The organism is Bacillus sp. MBGLi79 (assembly GCF_002953915.1).
Genome location: NZ_CP026521.1, coordinates 4,603,593 through 4,618,645, shown reverse-complemented (window position 1 = coordinate 4,618,645; position 15,053 = coordinate 4,603,593). Strand labels below are relative to the sequence as shown.

Genomic DNA, 15,053 nt, shown 5'->3' with positions numbered 1-15,053 from the left:
TTCTGAGGAAACAGTGATTGTAAGCGAATACAAATAAAGGAGAAACAACACATATGAAGTATTTGATTGGGATTATCGGTTTAATCGTGTTTTTAGGCCTCGCGTGGATCGCGAGCAGCGGCAAAAAAAGAATTAAGATCCGCCCAATTGTTGTTATGCTCATCTTGCAATTTATCCTTGGCTACATTCTCCTCAATACCGGGATAGGGAATTTCCTCGTAGGAGGATTTGCAAAAGGATTCGGTTACCTGCTTGAATACGCGGCAGAGGGAATCAACTTTGTGTTTGGCGGCTTGGTGAATGCGGACCAAACGACATTCTTTATGAATGTTCTCTTGCCGATCGTGTTTATTTCCGCTCTGATCGGGATTCTGCAAAAGTGGAAAGTCCTCCCGTTTATTATTAGATATATCGGCCTTGCCCTCAGCAAGGTAAACGGTATGGGAAGATTGGAATCGTATAACGCAGTGGCTTCTGCGATTTTAGGTCAGTCGGAAGTATTTATCTCCTTGAAGAAAGAACTCGGTCTTTTAAATCAGCAGCGCTTGTACACGCTTTGCGCATCTGCGATGTCCACTGTATCAATGTCGATTGTCGGCGCGTATATGACAATGCTGAAACCGGAATATGTTGTAACAGCGCTTGTTTTGAACTTATTCGGCGGTTTCATTATCGCTTCTATTATCAATCCGTACGAGGTTGCAAAAGAAGAGGATATGCTTCGTGTTGAGGAAGAAGAAAAACAATCCTTCTTCGAAGTGCTCGGAGAATACATCCTTGACGGTTTCAAAGTAGCGGTTGTCGTCGCTGCGATGCTGATTGGATTTGTCGCGATTATCGCCTTGATCAATGGCATTTTTAATGCAGTATTCGGTATTTCGTTCCAAGGCATTCTTGGATATGTGTTTGCTCCATTCGCTTTTCTTGTGGGTATCCCATGGAATGAAGCTGTTAATGCGGGAAGCATTATGGCAACAAAAATGGTGTCGAATGAATTTGTCGCCATGACGTCGCTTACGCAAAATGGTTTCCATTTCAGTGGCCGTACAACAGCAATCGTATCGGTATTCCTTGTGTCATTTGCGAACTTCTCCTCAATCGGAATCATTGCCGGTGCCGTAAAAGGACTGAATGAAAAGCAAGGAAATGTCGTCGCTCGTTTCGGCTTGAAATTATTATACGGTGCTACGCTTGTCAGCTTTTTATCAGCAGCAATTGTGGGCTTGATTTACTGAACTTAATCGAAAAGGATCGGTGACCAAACATGAGAATGGTAGATATCATCATCAAAAAACAAAACGGAAAAGAACTCACCACTGAAGAAATTCAATTTTTCGTGAACGGCTATACGGACGGAAGCATTCCTGATTATCAGGCAAGCGCGCTTGCTATGGCGATTTTCTTCCAGGATATGAGTGACCGTGAACGCGCGGACTTGACGATGGCTATGGTGAACTCCGGTGAAACGATTGATCTTTCTGCCATTGAAGGAATTAAAGTGGATAAACACTCCACCGGCGGCGTCGGCGACACGACAACGCTCGTTCTCGCCCCGCTAGTTGCGGCTCTTGATGTGCCGGTTGCCAAAATGTCCGGCCGTGGCCTCGGCCATACGGGCGGCACGATTGATAAGTTAGAGGCAATCGACGGCTTCCACGTGGAACTGACGAAGGATGAATTTATTAAACTTGTGAACCGCGACAAGGTTGCGGTCATCGGCCAAAGCGGCAATTTAACGCCGGCTGATAAAAAACTGTACGCGCTTCGTGACGTAACGGGAACAGTCAATTCCATTCCGCTCATTGCAAGTTCGATTATGAGTAAAAAAATCGCTGCCGGGGCGGACGCCATCGTGCTTGACGTAAAAACGGGAGCGGGCGCCTTCATGAAAACAGAAGAAGACGCAGCTGAACTTGCCAAAGCAATGGTACGCATCGGAAATAACGTCGGCCGCCAAACAATGGCTGTTATTTCAGACATGTCCCAGCCGCTTGGCTTTGCGATCGGAAACGCGCTTGAAGTCAAAGAAGCGATCGACACGCTCAAAGGCGAGGGGCCTGAGGATCTTCATGAGCTTGTCTTAACGCTCGGCAGCCAGATGGTTGTGCTTGCGAAAAAAGCCGACACATTGGACGAAGCGAGAGCGAAGCTGGAAGAAGTCATGAAAAACGGCAAAGCGCTTGAGAAGTTCAAGGATTTCCTGAAAAACCAAGGCGGCGACAGCTCAATTGTTGACGATCCGTCTAAGCTTCCGCAAGCGGCATATCAAATTGATGTGCCTGCGAAAGAAGCGGGTGTCGTCTCCGAAATCGTCGCTGACGAAATTGGCGTCGCAGCAATGCTGCTGGGTGCCGGACGCGCCACAAAAGAAGACGAAATTGATTTAGCCGTCGGCATCATGCTCCGCAAAAAGGTCGGCGACAAAGTAGAAAAAGGCGAACCGCTCGTGACGCTTTACGCCAACCGCGAAAACGTCGATGAAGTCATCGCAAAAGTCTATGACAACATCCGCCTCGCCGCGGAAGCGAAGGCGCCGAAGCTGATCCATACGTTGATTACAGAGTAAAAAATAAAGCACATCCCATGCTGAGCGGGGGTGTGCTTTTTTGATTATAGGATGTGATCAGCCGGATATTCCTCTTGGCTGATTTTTTTCGCTTTTGAAACATTTCTTTTGAAATGGTAGATGAGATAGCAAAGGATGATACAAGGAATTCCGCAGAAAAGTGCGATTCTTTGATTGGGATCAAAAGCAAGACCGATACAAGAAGCAGAACATAATAAGAGAGCGGCTATAGGCATAAGAGGATAAAGCGGCGTGCGAAATGTCAGGTCTTTTACATTTCCCCCTTTTTTCAGAAACCTCTTTCGAAACAAGAGCTGGGACAAGGCAATGCTCATCCAGACCACGACTCCTGCAAATCCAGCAATTGCAACCATCACCACATAGACAGTTCCGGGGGCCACGATACTGGAAATGAGAGATAAACAAGATACAGCCATACTGATCATTAAGGCATTTAAAGGAATCCCTTTCGATGTGACTTTCTTAAAACGGGAGCTGATCATGTTTTCATTTGCTAACGACCACATCATACGGGTCGAAGCATATAAGCCTGAGTTGGCGACAGACAGCAAGGCTGTTAATATCACGAAATTCATAATGTCCGCGGCGTAAGGGATTCCGATCTCCGCAAATACGGCGACAAACGGGCTTTCAATCACGCCTGCGTCCTTCCACGAAATCAACCCGGATAAGACGAAGACAGCGCCAATGAAAAAAATCACTGTTCTCCATGCGACATTACGGATGGATCGCGGAATATCCTTTTGAGGATTTGCTGATTCTCCTGCTGTAACGCCGATTAACTCTGTACCGGAAAAGGCGAAGCTCACAGATATCATCGCGATAAAAACGGCGAGAAAGCCATTCGGAAACAGCCCGCCATGGTCTGTGAAATTCGACAGCATAGGAGCATCCGCCATCCCGTTTAAAGAGATCAGGCCAAACATGGCGGCTCCTCCTAAAATGATAAATAAAATAATGGTGACAATCTTTACGCTGGAAAACCAAAATTCAGTTTCCGCAAATAACTTAACTGAAAATGCGTTGCATACGAAAAGAAGAGCCGCAAAAATCGCACTCCACATCCACACACTGCTGTCCGGGAACCAGCGCTGCATGAGAATACCGGATGCGGTAAACTCAGAACCTACCGTCACCACCCAATTGATCCAGTACATAATGCCGACCATAAAACCGGTTGATGGGCCGATGAATGTTGTCGCATATTTTTGAAAAGAGCCGGTTACCGGCATGGCAACCGACAATTCGCCGAGACATTGCATGACGAGGTACATCATCAACCCGCCGATTACATAAGCGAGTATCGTACCGCCGGTTCCGGCTTGATGCAGCGTATAGCCTGTACTGAGAAAAAGTCCTGTACCTATGACGCCTCCCAATGAAATCATAAATAAGTGCCTGCTTTTCATTGTGCGTTTTAGCTGTTGGCCGCTGTTCTCCTGAAGATTCACTGTCTCGCCCTCCTTTTAGCTGCCATTCATTAGGCAGATGAGTTTCTTATACCCAAAATACAACCTGCCAGAAGATCACTTGAATGGGGAGAGTTTCATTCCTTTTAATGCATGTAACAGAACATGGGCTGCAGCTCTGCTTGTCATATCCCGGAAATCGAGGGTAGGATCAACTTCAACGATTTCAATCCCGGCGACATTGGGCTGTTGTGCGATGAACTTGACGGCTTCAAGCAATTCATCTGTATAGAGACCGCCCGGCCCAATCGCTGGACAGCCGGGTGCATGGGACTGGTCTAAGACATCCATGTCAACAGATATAAAAATGAAATCTGTTCTTTTTTGAACGGCAGGCAAAATCTCTTTTATCGTTGGGAGTAGTCCTTTTTCCCGGATCATGCCCATCGTGTGAATGTTCACGTTATGTTTTTTTGCATAAGCTTCATAGGCCTGACTGTTGCTGAATTCTCTGATACCCAGCTGGATCAAATGTTGGCCCTCAATAATCTCTTCATCCAAAAGGCGGCGGAAGGGAGTGCCGTTTGTCGGCCCCCCGTCCTCCGTATTGCGGACATCATGATGGGCATCAAATTGAATCACAGCTGTCGTTCCTTTTGTTTGTGCTATCGCTTTTATGGTGGAGTAGCTGATCGAGTTATCTCCCCCGAGTACGAGCGGCACCCAATCCGGATGGTCCGAAAGCAGAGCGTGCATGGCTTGGAAAATGTGATGATGTGACTTTACGATATCAGTGACATGAATATCGATATCCCCCAGATCATATAGAAGATCTGATACGACGTGCTCTCCAAGCTCAGCAGAATAGGCTGATGAATGTTTCAGAGCCTGACGTATTGTTCCGGGTGCAAAGGAAGCGCCGGAATGACTGATGGAGGATTTTGATAGGGGGACACCTATCAACGCCGGTCCCTTAATGTCTTGGCCGTCCCATGCTGCGATGAGATCGCTCATTTTTGTGACATCCCGGTCCTTAAACGAATAACCGGCTTCTCTAAGAAAAGGGTACTTATCCAAGAATGGCTCCCTCCCTGTTGACAACAATTGTTCCGTTTTTCATGACTTGATGTACATGGTTGACTCCGTAGTGATACGGAATATACATATAGTTCGAGGCTTGCCAAATGACAAGATCAGCTGAGCGGCCAGCTTTGAGCTGACCGGCTTCTTCTCCTTTTCCTATGGCATATGCGGCATTGACAGTGACCGCGTGCCATATTTCTTCTGCTGTCATCTTCAAATGAAGCGCGGCAATCGACATGATCAGCTGGATATTTTCAGTCGGCGAGCTGCCAGGGTTAAAATCCGTTGCCAAGCTGATACATACCCCTTCATCGATCATAGCTCTTGCCCTGGCGTATGTGCTTTTGCCAAGATAAAATGTTGTTCCCGGCAAGAGGACGGCAATCGTTCCTGCCTCGGCCATTTTCGATATGCCTTCGTCCGAAGCACCTACCAAATGGTCGGCTGATACAGCCTTTAACTCACCTGCTAATTCAGCTCCTCCAAGCGGATCGATTTCATCTGCGTGTATTTTTAATCCGAAGCCTGTCTCAGCTGCTTGTTGTAAATAACGGCGGGATTGGCTGACTGTAAAAACGCCTGTTTCTGTAAAAATATCAGCAAAGCTGGCGAGCTCTTGTTCTTTGATTTCTGGCAAAAGGGAAAGCATTTGATCCAGAAATTCATCTGGATCGTTTTGATATTCGGGAGGAATCGCATGGGCTCCCATAAATGTGGAAACAAGATCAACAGGCTGGCTTTCATGCAGTTTTTTTGCGACACGCAATTGTTTCAGCTCTGTATCTTTTTCCAAGCCGTAGCCGCTTTTCACTTCTGCCGTGGTCGTGCCGTAGGAGAGCATTCTTTGCAGATGAAAATGGGCTTTTTGCAGCAGCTCTTCTTCTGAAGCCGCCCTGGTATCCTTGACTGTAGACAGAATCCCGCCGCCCTGCGCCAGAATATCCAAATATGAAATGCCCTGAAGCTTAAGGTTCATCTCCTTTTCACGAGATCCGCCAAATACAAGATGGGTGTGCGGATCGACGAGTCCCGGCGTTACGAGGCGTCCCGAACAATCAATGATTTCGTCTGCCTCGTAACCGGCTTCAGCCCCTTTTTGTCCGGCGAACACAATTTTCTGTTCATGGATGCCGACAACAGCGTCTTCGATTACATGAAGATCCTGCATGCTTTTGCCTGCACGCGGACCGCTGCTTTCCATCGTCAAAAGCTGACCGATGTTGGTGAGAATCGTATCAATTTGCTTTGGCATATCATCACTCCTTTATTTTTGCATCGGCACGATAATGTCCTGTTCCTTCGCTACTTCAACGGCACGTTCATAACCCGCATCAGCGTGGCGGATAATGCCCATTCCCGGGTCGCTCGTTAAGACACGGGCGAGCCGCTCGTCAGCCAGCTCACTTCCATCGGCAACGGCAACCATACCGGCATGCAGGGAATAGCCCATTCCGACGCCGCCGCCATGGTGGAAGGAAACCCAGCTCGCACCCGCCGCCGTGTTGACAAGCGCATTGAGCACAGCCCAATCGCCGACAGCGTCACTTCCGTCCTTCATCGCTTCTGTCTCCCGATTTGGAGAGGCGACAGACCCGCAGTCCAAATGATCTCTCCCAATAACGACAGGCGCTTTTAGCTCCCCGTTTCTAACCAGCTCGTTAATGGCGAGGCCCATCTTTTTTCGTTCTCCATATCCAAGCCAGCAAATACGGGACGGCAAACCCTGGAACGTGACTTTTTCCTGTGCCATATCAATCCAGCGGTGAAGGGCTTTATTTGTCGGGAACAGTTCTTTTAATAACGCATCCGTACGGTAAATATCTGCCGGATCACCGGAAAGCGCCGCCCAGCGGAACGGTCCTTTCCCTTCACAGAATAAGGGGCGGATGTAGGCAGGGACAAACCCCGGAAAATCGAAGGCATTCTCCAGCCCTTCATCCTTTGCGACTTGTCGGATATTGTTGCCGTAGTCAAATACAATAGAGCCCTTTTGTTGAAAGGCCAGCATGGCTTCGACATGTTTTTTCATGCTTTGCTTCGCAAGGCGCACGTAAAGATCTGGGTTGTCTTGACGCAAACGGTCAGCTTCAGCAAGTGAATAGCCCTCGGGAACATAACCGATTAAAGGGTCATGGGCAGATGTCTGATCGGTCACAATATCAATTTTGACACCGCGGTTCAAAAGTGTGTGATGCACCTCAGCCGCATTTCCGAGAAGCGCAATGGACAAAGGTTTTCCTGCCAATTTTGCCTCTTCAGCCCAAGCTAAGGCTTCCTCAATCGATGCTGTTTTTCGATCGCAGTATTTTGTTTCGATCCGCTTGTCGATGCGTTTCTCATCAACCTCGACGGCGATGACGACGCCTTCATTCATCGTGACAGACAGCGGCTGGGCGCCTCCCATTCCGCCGAGACCCGCTGTCAGCGTCAATGTTCCTTTTAAGCTGCCTCCGAAGTGCTGTCGCGCGAGCTCAGCAAAGGTTTCATAGGTTCCTTGCAATATGCCTTGTGAACCAATGTAAATCCAGCTTCCTGCCGTCATCTGTCCGTACATCATTAACCCTTTTTTCTCAAGCTCGTGGAAATGCTCCCAGTCTGCCCACTTCGGAACAAGAACGGAATTTGCTAAGAGCACACGCGGGGCCTGCGGGTGTGTACGGAACATGCCAACAGGCTTTCCGGACTGCACGAGCAAGGTTTCATCATTTTTTAGTGTTTTTAAGGAATGCTCAATGGAGTGAAAAGCGTCCCAATCCCGTGCGGCTTTGCCAATGCCGCCATATACGATGAGATCCTCCGGCTTCTCGGCGACTTCCGGATCAAGGTTGTTCCGAAGCATCCGAAGCACCGCCTCTTGCTCCCACCCTAAGCATTCAAGCTCTGTTCCTCTGTTGGCACGGATTGGTTTTTTTACATCAGTCATATGTTCATCCCCCTTAGTTCTTCATTCTGATGATCAGGTAATAAAGATTCTTTCTTCAGCCAGTCAGTCAAGCGTTCAATGTCATAGGAAAAAACACGGTCCTGCTGAATGGACGGCACGACTTTTCTTATTTCCTGAAAAAGCTGTTTCGTATAGGACGCTGCATGTTCTATGCCTCTGTATTCAACCGCCTGCAATGCGCAAATCGCTTCAATCGCAATGACTCTCCTTGTATTTGCGATCACCTGATAAGCATGACGAGCGGCGATGGTTCCCATGCTGACATGGTCTTCTTGGTTTGCGGATGACGGAATAGAATCCACACTTGCAGGATGGGCCAGTGTTTTATTTTCAGAAACGAGTGAGGCCGCGGCATACTGCATGATCATAGCACCGGATTGCAGACCGGGATGAGGGCTTAGGAACGGCGGCAGGTCATTCAGCTGCGGATTCACAAGTCGTTCGATCCTGCGCTCTGCGATATTCGCAAGCTCTGATATTGCGATTTTTAGAAAATCCATGGCAAAGGCGATCGGCTGTCCGTGAAAGTTTCCGCCGGAAATCACTTTGTCACCATCATTGAAAATAAGAGGATTGTCTGTAGCGGCGTTCATTTCAATCTCTAATTTTTCTTTAACATAGCCTAGCGTCTGCCAAGTTGCACCGTGTACCTGCGGGATACAGCGCAATGAATAGGCATCCTGCACCCGCAGTTCTCCCTGGGAGGTTATCAGGCCGCTGTCAGATAGATAGAAGCGAATTCGTTCTGCGACATCGATCTGCTCCTGATAGCCGCGGGCTAAGTGAATATCCTCGTCAAATGCATCGATAATTCCCCGCAAGCCTTCAATCGTTAAGCTGGCAATTCGCTCTGTTTGATAGGCTAGTTTCTCAGCTTCAATGTAGGCGACCACTCCCATTGCAGTCATGGCCTGAGTCCCGTTAATCAAGGCAAGCCCTTCCTTGGATGTCAGCGTTACCGGCTGAATACCGGCTTTTTTCAAGCCTGTCATTGCCGGCATTCTTTCCCCCTCAAAAAAGACTTCTCCTTGCCCGATCAGCGCAAGCGCCAGGTGGGAAAGCGGCGCCAAATCTCCGCTTGCGCCAAGTGATCCTTGCTGGGGAATGACAGGATGGACGCGTTTATTTAAAAAAGCAAGCAACTGTTCGATCAGCTCAGCGCGTACACCGGAAAAGCCTTTTAACAGCGCATTGGCGCGCAAAAGCAACATTGCCCTGGACACACACTCAGGAAAAGGGTCGCCGACACCGCAGGCATGAGAGAGGATTAAATTCATCTGCAGCGCCGCCGAGTCTTCTTTCTGAATCAGGACATCGCTGAATTTGCCAAATCCGGTGTTGATGCCGTAGATTGTCTTTTCGTCACGTACAATCCGTTCCACCGCCGCTCTGCTTTTTTTCACGCGCTCCATACTTTCCTCGGAAGCCGATGCCTTCTCAAAATCAAACAGCACACGAGCGACGTCGGCTGTTGTCAATGAAGAACCGTCTAAAGTCACCATAAGTCCAACTCCTTTGTCTTTACTTTGGTAAAGCGCCCATACAAAAAGGAGCTATGCTGTGAACATCTGTTTTCACGCATAGCCCCCTATCGTCTATGATCTATGGGCTGTTTCATATGTGATTAATTCCAACACCGAATGTCTCGTGCTCAAGACCTTTAATCGGCGCCCCGATTGTTCCGTAAAGCGAGACAGCAATCCAATCGCCTTCCGCTTCACTTTCATAAGGATTTCCCCTCAAAACAGCAAACCTTAAGCCCACCGTCCGAAGCAGTGATCCAAGCAGCATTTCACCTCTGGTCACGCCGTGCAAGGCCTCCATCGTCGCATGATAAAGCGCGTGTGACTCCCGATAACCCTCAGATTGAATGACGCCGCTCTTTTTGGAAGCGGTTTCAATTGCGGCTACTACTTTATGCGCGTCCATTGATCCTACCTTGCCGAGACAGACCTTCCATCCATCTCGCTCCAGCTCCTCAACCTGCGTACTCTCTTCCGCCTCATTCAGCAGCAGGAGAACAGACAGCCGGCCGATCCGACGCTCTTTGTGCAGTGTCATATGAATCACTCAATTCCTAAAAATTCTGATAACTATTAACTGAGTATTATATTAATTGGTTCAGCAGCAGAAGTCAAAAGATTTTTTACAGTCTTTAACAAGTTAGATTGCTATTGTGATAGCGAGACGCAGACACGATATCCAGACAGGAGGCAAGCGCCGCTGTCTTACTCTCAATATGCAATTACTACGTCGTATTTTTCGCAAGGCATTTTCTAAAGAGCCAGCCTAACTGCCTCAGGTGTTGACGGGCAATCAGCCATCATCTTAAAAAACGCCGACAACGAAATGGCTGTATCACAGTCGATGCAAAACCTGACAAAGCAGTTATTACATGTACGCGAATGAAAACAGAGTGATGAAAGAAGGAGAAACAGCAAAAGAGTTGAACTATGAAGGAGAGGATATGCAAGCAGCAGTTCTGCGCAAGACTGACAGACATCAGTCTGACTATGTAAGAGAAATCACCTATCTGTTTGAATATGAAAACATTCGGCTGTTTTAATAGGCGGGGTTTCTTCATAGGGAAATGTAAGCGTTTAAAATTTAATAAAAAAGAGAGGCGAATTGTTTAGATGTTCAACCGATTGTTCCGTGTATGTTTTCTTGCAGCTCTTATCATGGCCTTCACCCTCCCAAACTCCGTTTATGCACAAAAACCTGTATTTAAAGAAGTCAGCGTCCATGACCCTTCCATCATTGAAACGAACGGCACCTTTTATGTTTTTGGATCTCATCTCGCTTCAGCAAAAACGAATGACCTCATGCAATGGCAGCAGCTGACCACCAGCGTAAGCAATGACAACCCACTGATTCCGAATGTCTATGAAGAATTAAAAGAAACCTTCGAATGGGCCCAATCCGACACTCTTTGGGCGGCTGACGTCACGCAGCTGGCGGACGGCAAATACTACATGTACTACAACGCCTGCCGCGGCGACTCGCCTAGGTCAGCCATGGGTGTTGCCGTCGCTGACAACATCGAAGGGCCATACAAAAACAAAGGCATCTTTTTGAAATCAGGAATGGAAGGCACAAGCAGCGATGGAACACCGTATGACGCAACCAAACATCCGAATGTCGTCGACCCGCATACCTTCTTTGATAAAGACGGAAAGCTGTGGATGGTGTACGGATCATACTCAGGCGGCATTTTCATACTTGAAATGAATCCGAAAACGGGCTTCCCGCTTTCTGGACAGGGATACGGGAAAAAACTGCTCGGCGGAAACCACAGCAGAATCGAAGGCCCGTATGTTCTCTACAATCCAGACACCCAATACTACTACTTATACCTATCATATGGCGGTCTTGATGCAACAGGCGGCTATAACATCCGTGTGGCCCGCTCCAAGAAACCGGACGGTCCTTACTATGATGCAGAAGGCAATCCAATGCTCGACGTCCGCGGCAAAGAAGGCACATTCTTCGACGACCGCTCCATCGAACCATATGGCGTCAAACTCATGGGCAGCTACACTTTTGAAACAGAAAATGAAAAAGGCACCGGGTACGTTTCACCAGGCCACAACTCCGCATACTATGACGAGAAAACCGGGCGTTCCTATTTAATCTTCCACACCCGCTTCCCGGGCAGAGGTGAAGAACACGAAGTCAGAGTCCACCAATTGTTCATGAACAAAGACGGCTGGCCGGTAGCAGCGCCATATCGTTACGCAGGCGAAACATTGAAAGAAGTAAAACAAAAAGACATCACAGGAACGTACAAACTCATCCAGCACGGAAAAGACATCTCAGCCGACATCAAAAAAACCATCAACATCCAGCTCAACAAAAACCACACCATTTCCGGGGAAATGACCGGAACATGGAAGAAAACCGGAAAAAACGCAGCTGAGATCACATTAGCGGGCAAGAAGTATAACGGGGTATTTGTACGCCAGTGGGATTCGGTGAGAGAGAAGAACGTGATGACGTTTAGTGTGTTGAATGGCAGCGGTGAGGCTGTTTGGGGATCTAAATAAGATGGAGAAACGCCTTCGAGGGAAGGCGTTTTTTTATGATTATTATTGACTAAAAGTAACAGTTAAGCACGAGGGGGAAATGTAAATGATAGTGAGATGAAAGACCTGAATGAAAAGTCCCTATTGTGATTATTCGCCCTCTTGTGAAATCGTAAAAACTGTTTTTTTTAGCAAATTAGAACCACTATAACTCCCCTTAAGACAAACCTTTTTACCTATTTATCCAATATGACCCATCATGTAATATGAAAATAGTCTGTATTGTAAAGAATTGACACAGTTTGATAGAAACACGAGGTGTTGCGGCATGCATAGTGAAATGTTGTTACATTCGGTAAAAGCCGACTTACATGAAAAGCAGGAACAGATCCATCAATTAAAACGAGTGCTGCACGAAATTAGGCAAATCAAACACGATTTCTCTGAGGCCCAGCATCTCATTCACCGGCCTCATCTTAACCGGGAGGCATGGAGAGGAACACATGCTCAGCGGTTTGAAGATATTCGTGAAGGAATGAACAAAGCATATCAGCAAATCAAAAGTGATCAAGTCAGCGGAATCATCGAAAGCATAGAAGGAAAAATCCACTCATTAGAGGGCGATGTCTATTCCATAAGACGCCAAATTACGAGGATAGAGCATGAAATAGAGAAGGAAAAACATAAAAAGTGAGGTGAGCACAAATGGCACAGGAAATTAAAATGGTGTATGGCACAGTGAAGCAAGGGCTTTCTCAGCTCAAGAATTCAGCTGAACTCAAGTCCTCCTTGCCCGGCCATCTCTCAGGCAGAAACCATTTGAATGTTGTGAAGTCCATCGAGCAATTAAATGAGGACATCAAAGAGCTCACTGAAGCATATGCGTCCGTTCTGGCCAAGCATATTGCACAAACGGAAAGTGCAGTAAATGCCATGAAGGAAACGGATGAAAACATATCATCTTCCATGAAATAAAGCGCGGGAGGACAAGGGATTGAAAACATTAGATGTCCACGCTCTTCACGAGGGCATTCAGCATACGATTGAGAAACTGGACAAGCAAAAACAACAGCTGGAGAAGCTGGAAAAAAGCGTTGAGCATCTGGCAGGCATGAAGGATGCGCTGAAAGGAAAAGGCGGAGACGCCATCCGGACTTTTTACGAGGAGTGTCACAAGCCTTTTCTCCTTTTCTTTGGCATGTTTATCGACGAATACAAAAAAGTGCTGAAACAAACACAGCATGCGATTGCCTCTGTAGAATCTGACTCTCACGGCATGATTGGGGAGGCTTTTCTCTCACACGATGCGAGACATGGGGTCAAGCATGCACGAGAAGTGACAGAGCAACTCACAGACGCAGTTAATCGCCAGACATCAGCCATCGGCCACATCGTCAGCCTGCCGACAGTCAATGATTCCTTTTTTCAGATGGAAACAGAACAGGCTGAGCGGCTAATTTCAGAAACCCTGCATAAGCTATTTCAATTTGACGGCCAGCAAACCCAAGCACTAGAAACCGCAAAATCAGATTTTCAAACGATGAAAAAATATATAGACCAGCTCGAAACCATGTACACTGGCCCGAAAATTGAAATCACAGGCTACAAAAGCGGCTCCATCCTGAAATCACAGGAAGAAGAAAACATCAACCAAACCTTCGGCGCGATTAACCCGCAAATGAAGCAGGCGGATGATTCACCGATGGAGATGATGTTGAAGAAGCTGGAGAAACATAAGCAGTCCAACGTTGATACCGTGATGAAGGATGGCAAACAACAGAAGATTGAGCGTGAGATTTATGGTGATGACAGTAACGTAACAGTTCTGCAGAAAGAAGCAGCAGCTCACCCGAAAGTCGATGGAGACATACGGGTGATAAATGATAAACTATATAATCATAAAGGATTAAAAAAGATAGATACGATAGAAGTGATTGACGAACTAACTCGCGATACTGCAAGCATCGACTACGTCGGCGGCAAATATTTTGTATATGCAAACGGCCAAATTGTGAGAGAATTCTACGCCGGAGGGAAAAAGCGGCTAGAAGAAGTGTCTTACATTCCAGAGGATAAAGTAGGCGGAGCCGAGTCACTTGATTCATTTCTCGCTGGAACGCAGTATGAATTTATTGAGTGGGTAAGCCCTCAGGGTGCTGTTAAAAAATTGGCGGTCCGAGGCGGGAAACGTGTTGTCACAGATGTGGCTAAACAAGTTACGGAGAAGGAAATTAAGGGTGAAGTTAATAAAGTTGCTTCTAAGGGTACGGGTGAAATTGGTTGGAACATGTCAAAAGGCGGAGGGCAAATAAATGGAAGAAAGTATTCTCAGCATGCTTTGGAAAGAATGGCACCTGATATTCCTGAAGTAAAAGCTACTTTAACAAGTAGAGCAATTAAAAAAGCTGAAGAATTAGGATATAAACCACAAACAAAAGAATTTAGTGATTTTATCAAAAAATATGTTGACCCAAGAAATATTTCACCTTCAGTTATTGAAGACGCTATAATGAATACGAAAAAGATACCTGGTAATAGAAGCGGAACGTTTGTTCATGAAACACAGGATGTCAAAGTAATAATAAATGAAGCAGGCGATGTTATCACAGTTATACCGAAATAATTAATAAAAGGATGAATACAAATGTTTATAAAGTATGATGAATATGATCTATTAGAACTTTTTCAAAGTGAGCCAGTGAGTATAACAGGCAATATAGATGATGGAGAATTAATTTATACTTACAAAGATGACCAAAATTTCAAGGTGATTTTAACTTTAGATGTATATAAGCAAACGTGTAGTCTAAGTATTACATTTAATGATTCTATAGTATTTACAGGTGATTTTAATAATGTAACAAGTATAAAAAAAGATGACAAAGTTATGGTAATGAATGTGGGTCAAGAAGAGAGACTTAAAGTTAAATTTTGCAAACAAGTTGGAGTGGAGTTACTTTAAAATAGCCTTATTTTATTAGAAAGAATATATAAAACAATTATGA

At 46.4% G+C, this 15,053-nt stretch carries 13 protein-coding genes and 1 pseudogene; 8 read left to right on the top strand and 6 right to left on the bottom strand.

Translation table 11 applies throughout. From position 1 onward, the window contains the following. Positions 1-53 precede the first annotated feature (53 nt). On the top strand, positions 54-1,235 hold the full coding sequence (gene nupC / locus C1T29_RS23540) for a nucleoside permease NupC (protein WP_003244143.1): 1,182 nt from the start codon (positions 54-56) through the stop codon (positions 1,233-1,235). Between the two features lie 29 nt (positions 1,236-1,264). Then, complete coding sequence (locus tag C1T29_RS23535) at positions 1,265-2,566, top strand: pyrimidine-nucleoside phosphorylase (RefSeq protein WP_069150628.1); 1,302 nt, start codon at positions 1,265-1,267, stop codon at positions 2,564-2,566. 44 nt (positions 2,567-2,610) lie between these two features. Here the strand turns inward: C1T29_RS23535 and C1T29_RS23530 are convergent, their stop codons facing one another. The 6 genes from C1T29_RS23530 to hutP form a co-directional block, all read right to left on the bottom strand. Next, on the bottom strand, positions 2,611-4,038 hold the full coding sequence (locus tag C1T29_RS23530) for an amino acid permease (RefSeq protein ID WP_103749173.1): 1,428 nt from the start codon (positions 4,036-4,038) through the stop codon (positions 2,611-2,613). A gap of 75 nt (positions 4,039-4,113) precedes the next feature. Beyond that, a complete protein-coding gene (hutG, locus tag C1T29_RS23525) occupies positions 4,114-5,073 on the bottom strand; it encodes a formimidoylglutamase (RefSeq protein WP_103749174.1) in 960 nt (319 codons plus the stop codon). Then, a complete protein-coding gene (gene hutI, locus C1T29_RS23520; RefSeq protein ID WP_103749175.1) occupies positions 5,066-6,331 on the bottom strand; it encodes an imidazolonepropionase in 1,266 nt (421 codons plus the stop codon). Before hutI ends, hutG begins: the two co-directional genes overlap by 8 nt. 12 nt (positions 6,332-6,343) lie before the next feature. Then, positions 6,344-8,002, bottom strand: a complete 1,659-nt coding sequence (gene hutU, locus C1T29_RS23515) for a urocanate hydratase (RefSeq protein WP_103749176.1) — start codon at positions 8,000-8,002, stop codon at positions 6,344-6,346. Continuing rightward, positions 7,999-9,525, bottom strand: a complete 1,527-nt coding sequence (hutH, locus tag C1T29_RS23510) for a histidine ammonia-lyase (RefSeq protein WP_103749177.1) — start codon at positions 9,523-9,525, stop codon at positions 7,999-8,001. The genes hutU and hutH overlap by 4 nt, the downstream gene beginning before the upstream one ends. Before the next feature lie 112 nt (positions 9,526-9,637). Further along, positions 9,638-10,084 carry a histidine utilization transcription antiterminator HutP gene (hutP, locus tag C1T29_RS23505; RefSeq protein WP_003243875.1) on the bottom strand — a complete coding sequence of 149 codons (447 nt, stop codon included), beginning with the start codon at positions 10,082-10,084 and terminating at the stop codon, positions 9,638-9,640. Positions 10,085-10,372: 288 nt separating this feature from the next. Here hutP and C1T29_RS23500 point away from each other — a divergent pair. The 6 genes and pseudogenes from C1T29_RS23500 to C1T29_RS23475 all read left to right on the top strand — a co-directional run bounded on the left by C1T29_RS23500 (position 10,373) and on the right by C1T29_RS23475 (position 15,010). Beyond that, positions 10,373-10,519, top strand: a pseudogene (locus tag C1T29_RS23500) (hypothetical protein). Positions 10,520-10,659: 140 nt separating this feature from the next. Beyond that, a complete protein-coding gene (gene abnB / locus C1T29_RS23495; protein WP_103749178.1) occupies positions 10,660-12,069 on the top strand; it encodes an arabinan endo-1,5-alpha-L-arabinosidase AbnB in 1,410 nt (469 codons plus the stop codon). A gap of 307 nt (positions 12,070-12,376) precedes the next feature. Then, positions 12,377-12,742: a YwqH-like family protein gene (locus tag C1T29_RS23490; protein ID WP_014478447.1), complete on the top strand. Its 366-nt coding sequence runs from the start codon at positions 12,377-12,379 to the stop codon at positions 12,740-12,742. Between the two features lie 11 nt (positions 12,743-12,753). Beyond that, the gene (locus tag C1T29_RS23485; protein WP_014481382.1) at positions 12,754-13,023 is read left to right on the top strand and encodes a YwqI/YxiC family protein; all 270 of its coding nucleotides are present in this window, start codon (positions 12,754-12,756) and stop codon (positions 13,021-13,023) included. Positions 13,024-13,042: 19 nt separating this feature from the next. After that, entirely contained in the window at positions 13,043-14,671 is a 1,629-nt protein-coding gene (locus C1T29_RS23480) for a ribonuclease YeeF family protein (protein WP_103749179.1), read from the top strand. A gap of 21 nt (positions 14,672-14,692) precedes the next feature. Beyond that, positions 14,693-15,010, top strand: a complete 318-nt coding sequence (locus tag C1T29_RS23475; protein ID WP_041519597.1) for a hypothetical protein — start codon at positions 14,693-14,695, stop codon at positions 15,008-15,010. Positions 15,011-15,053: the final 43 nt, after the last annotated feature.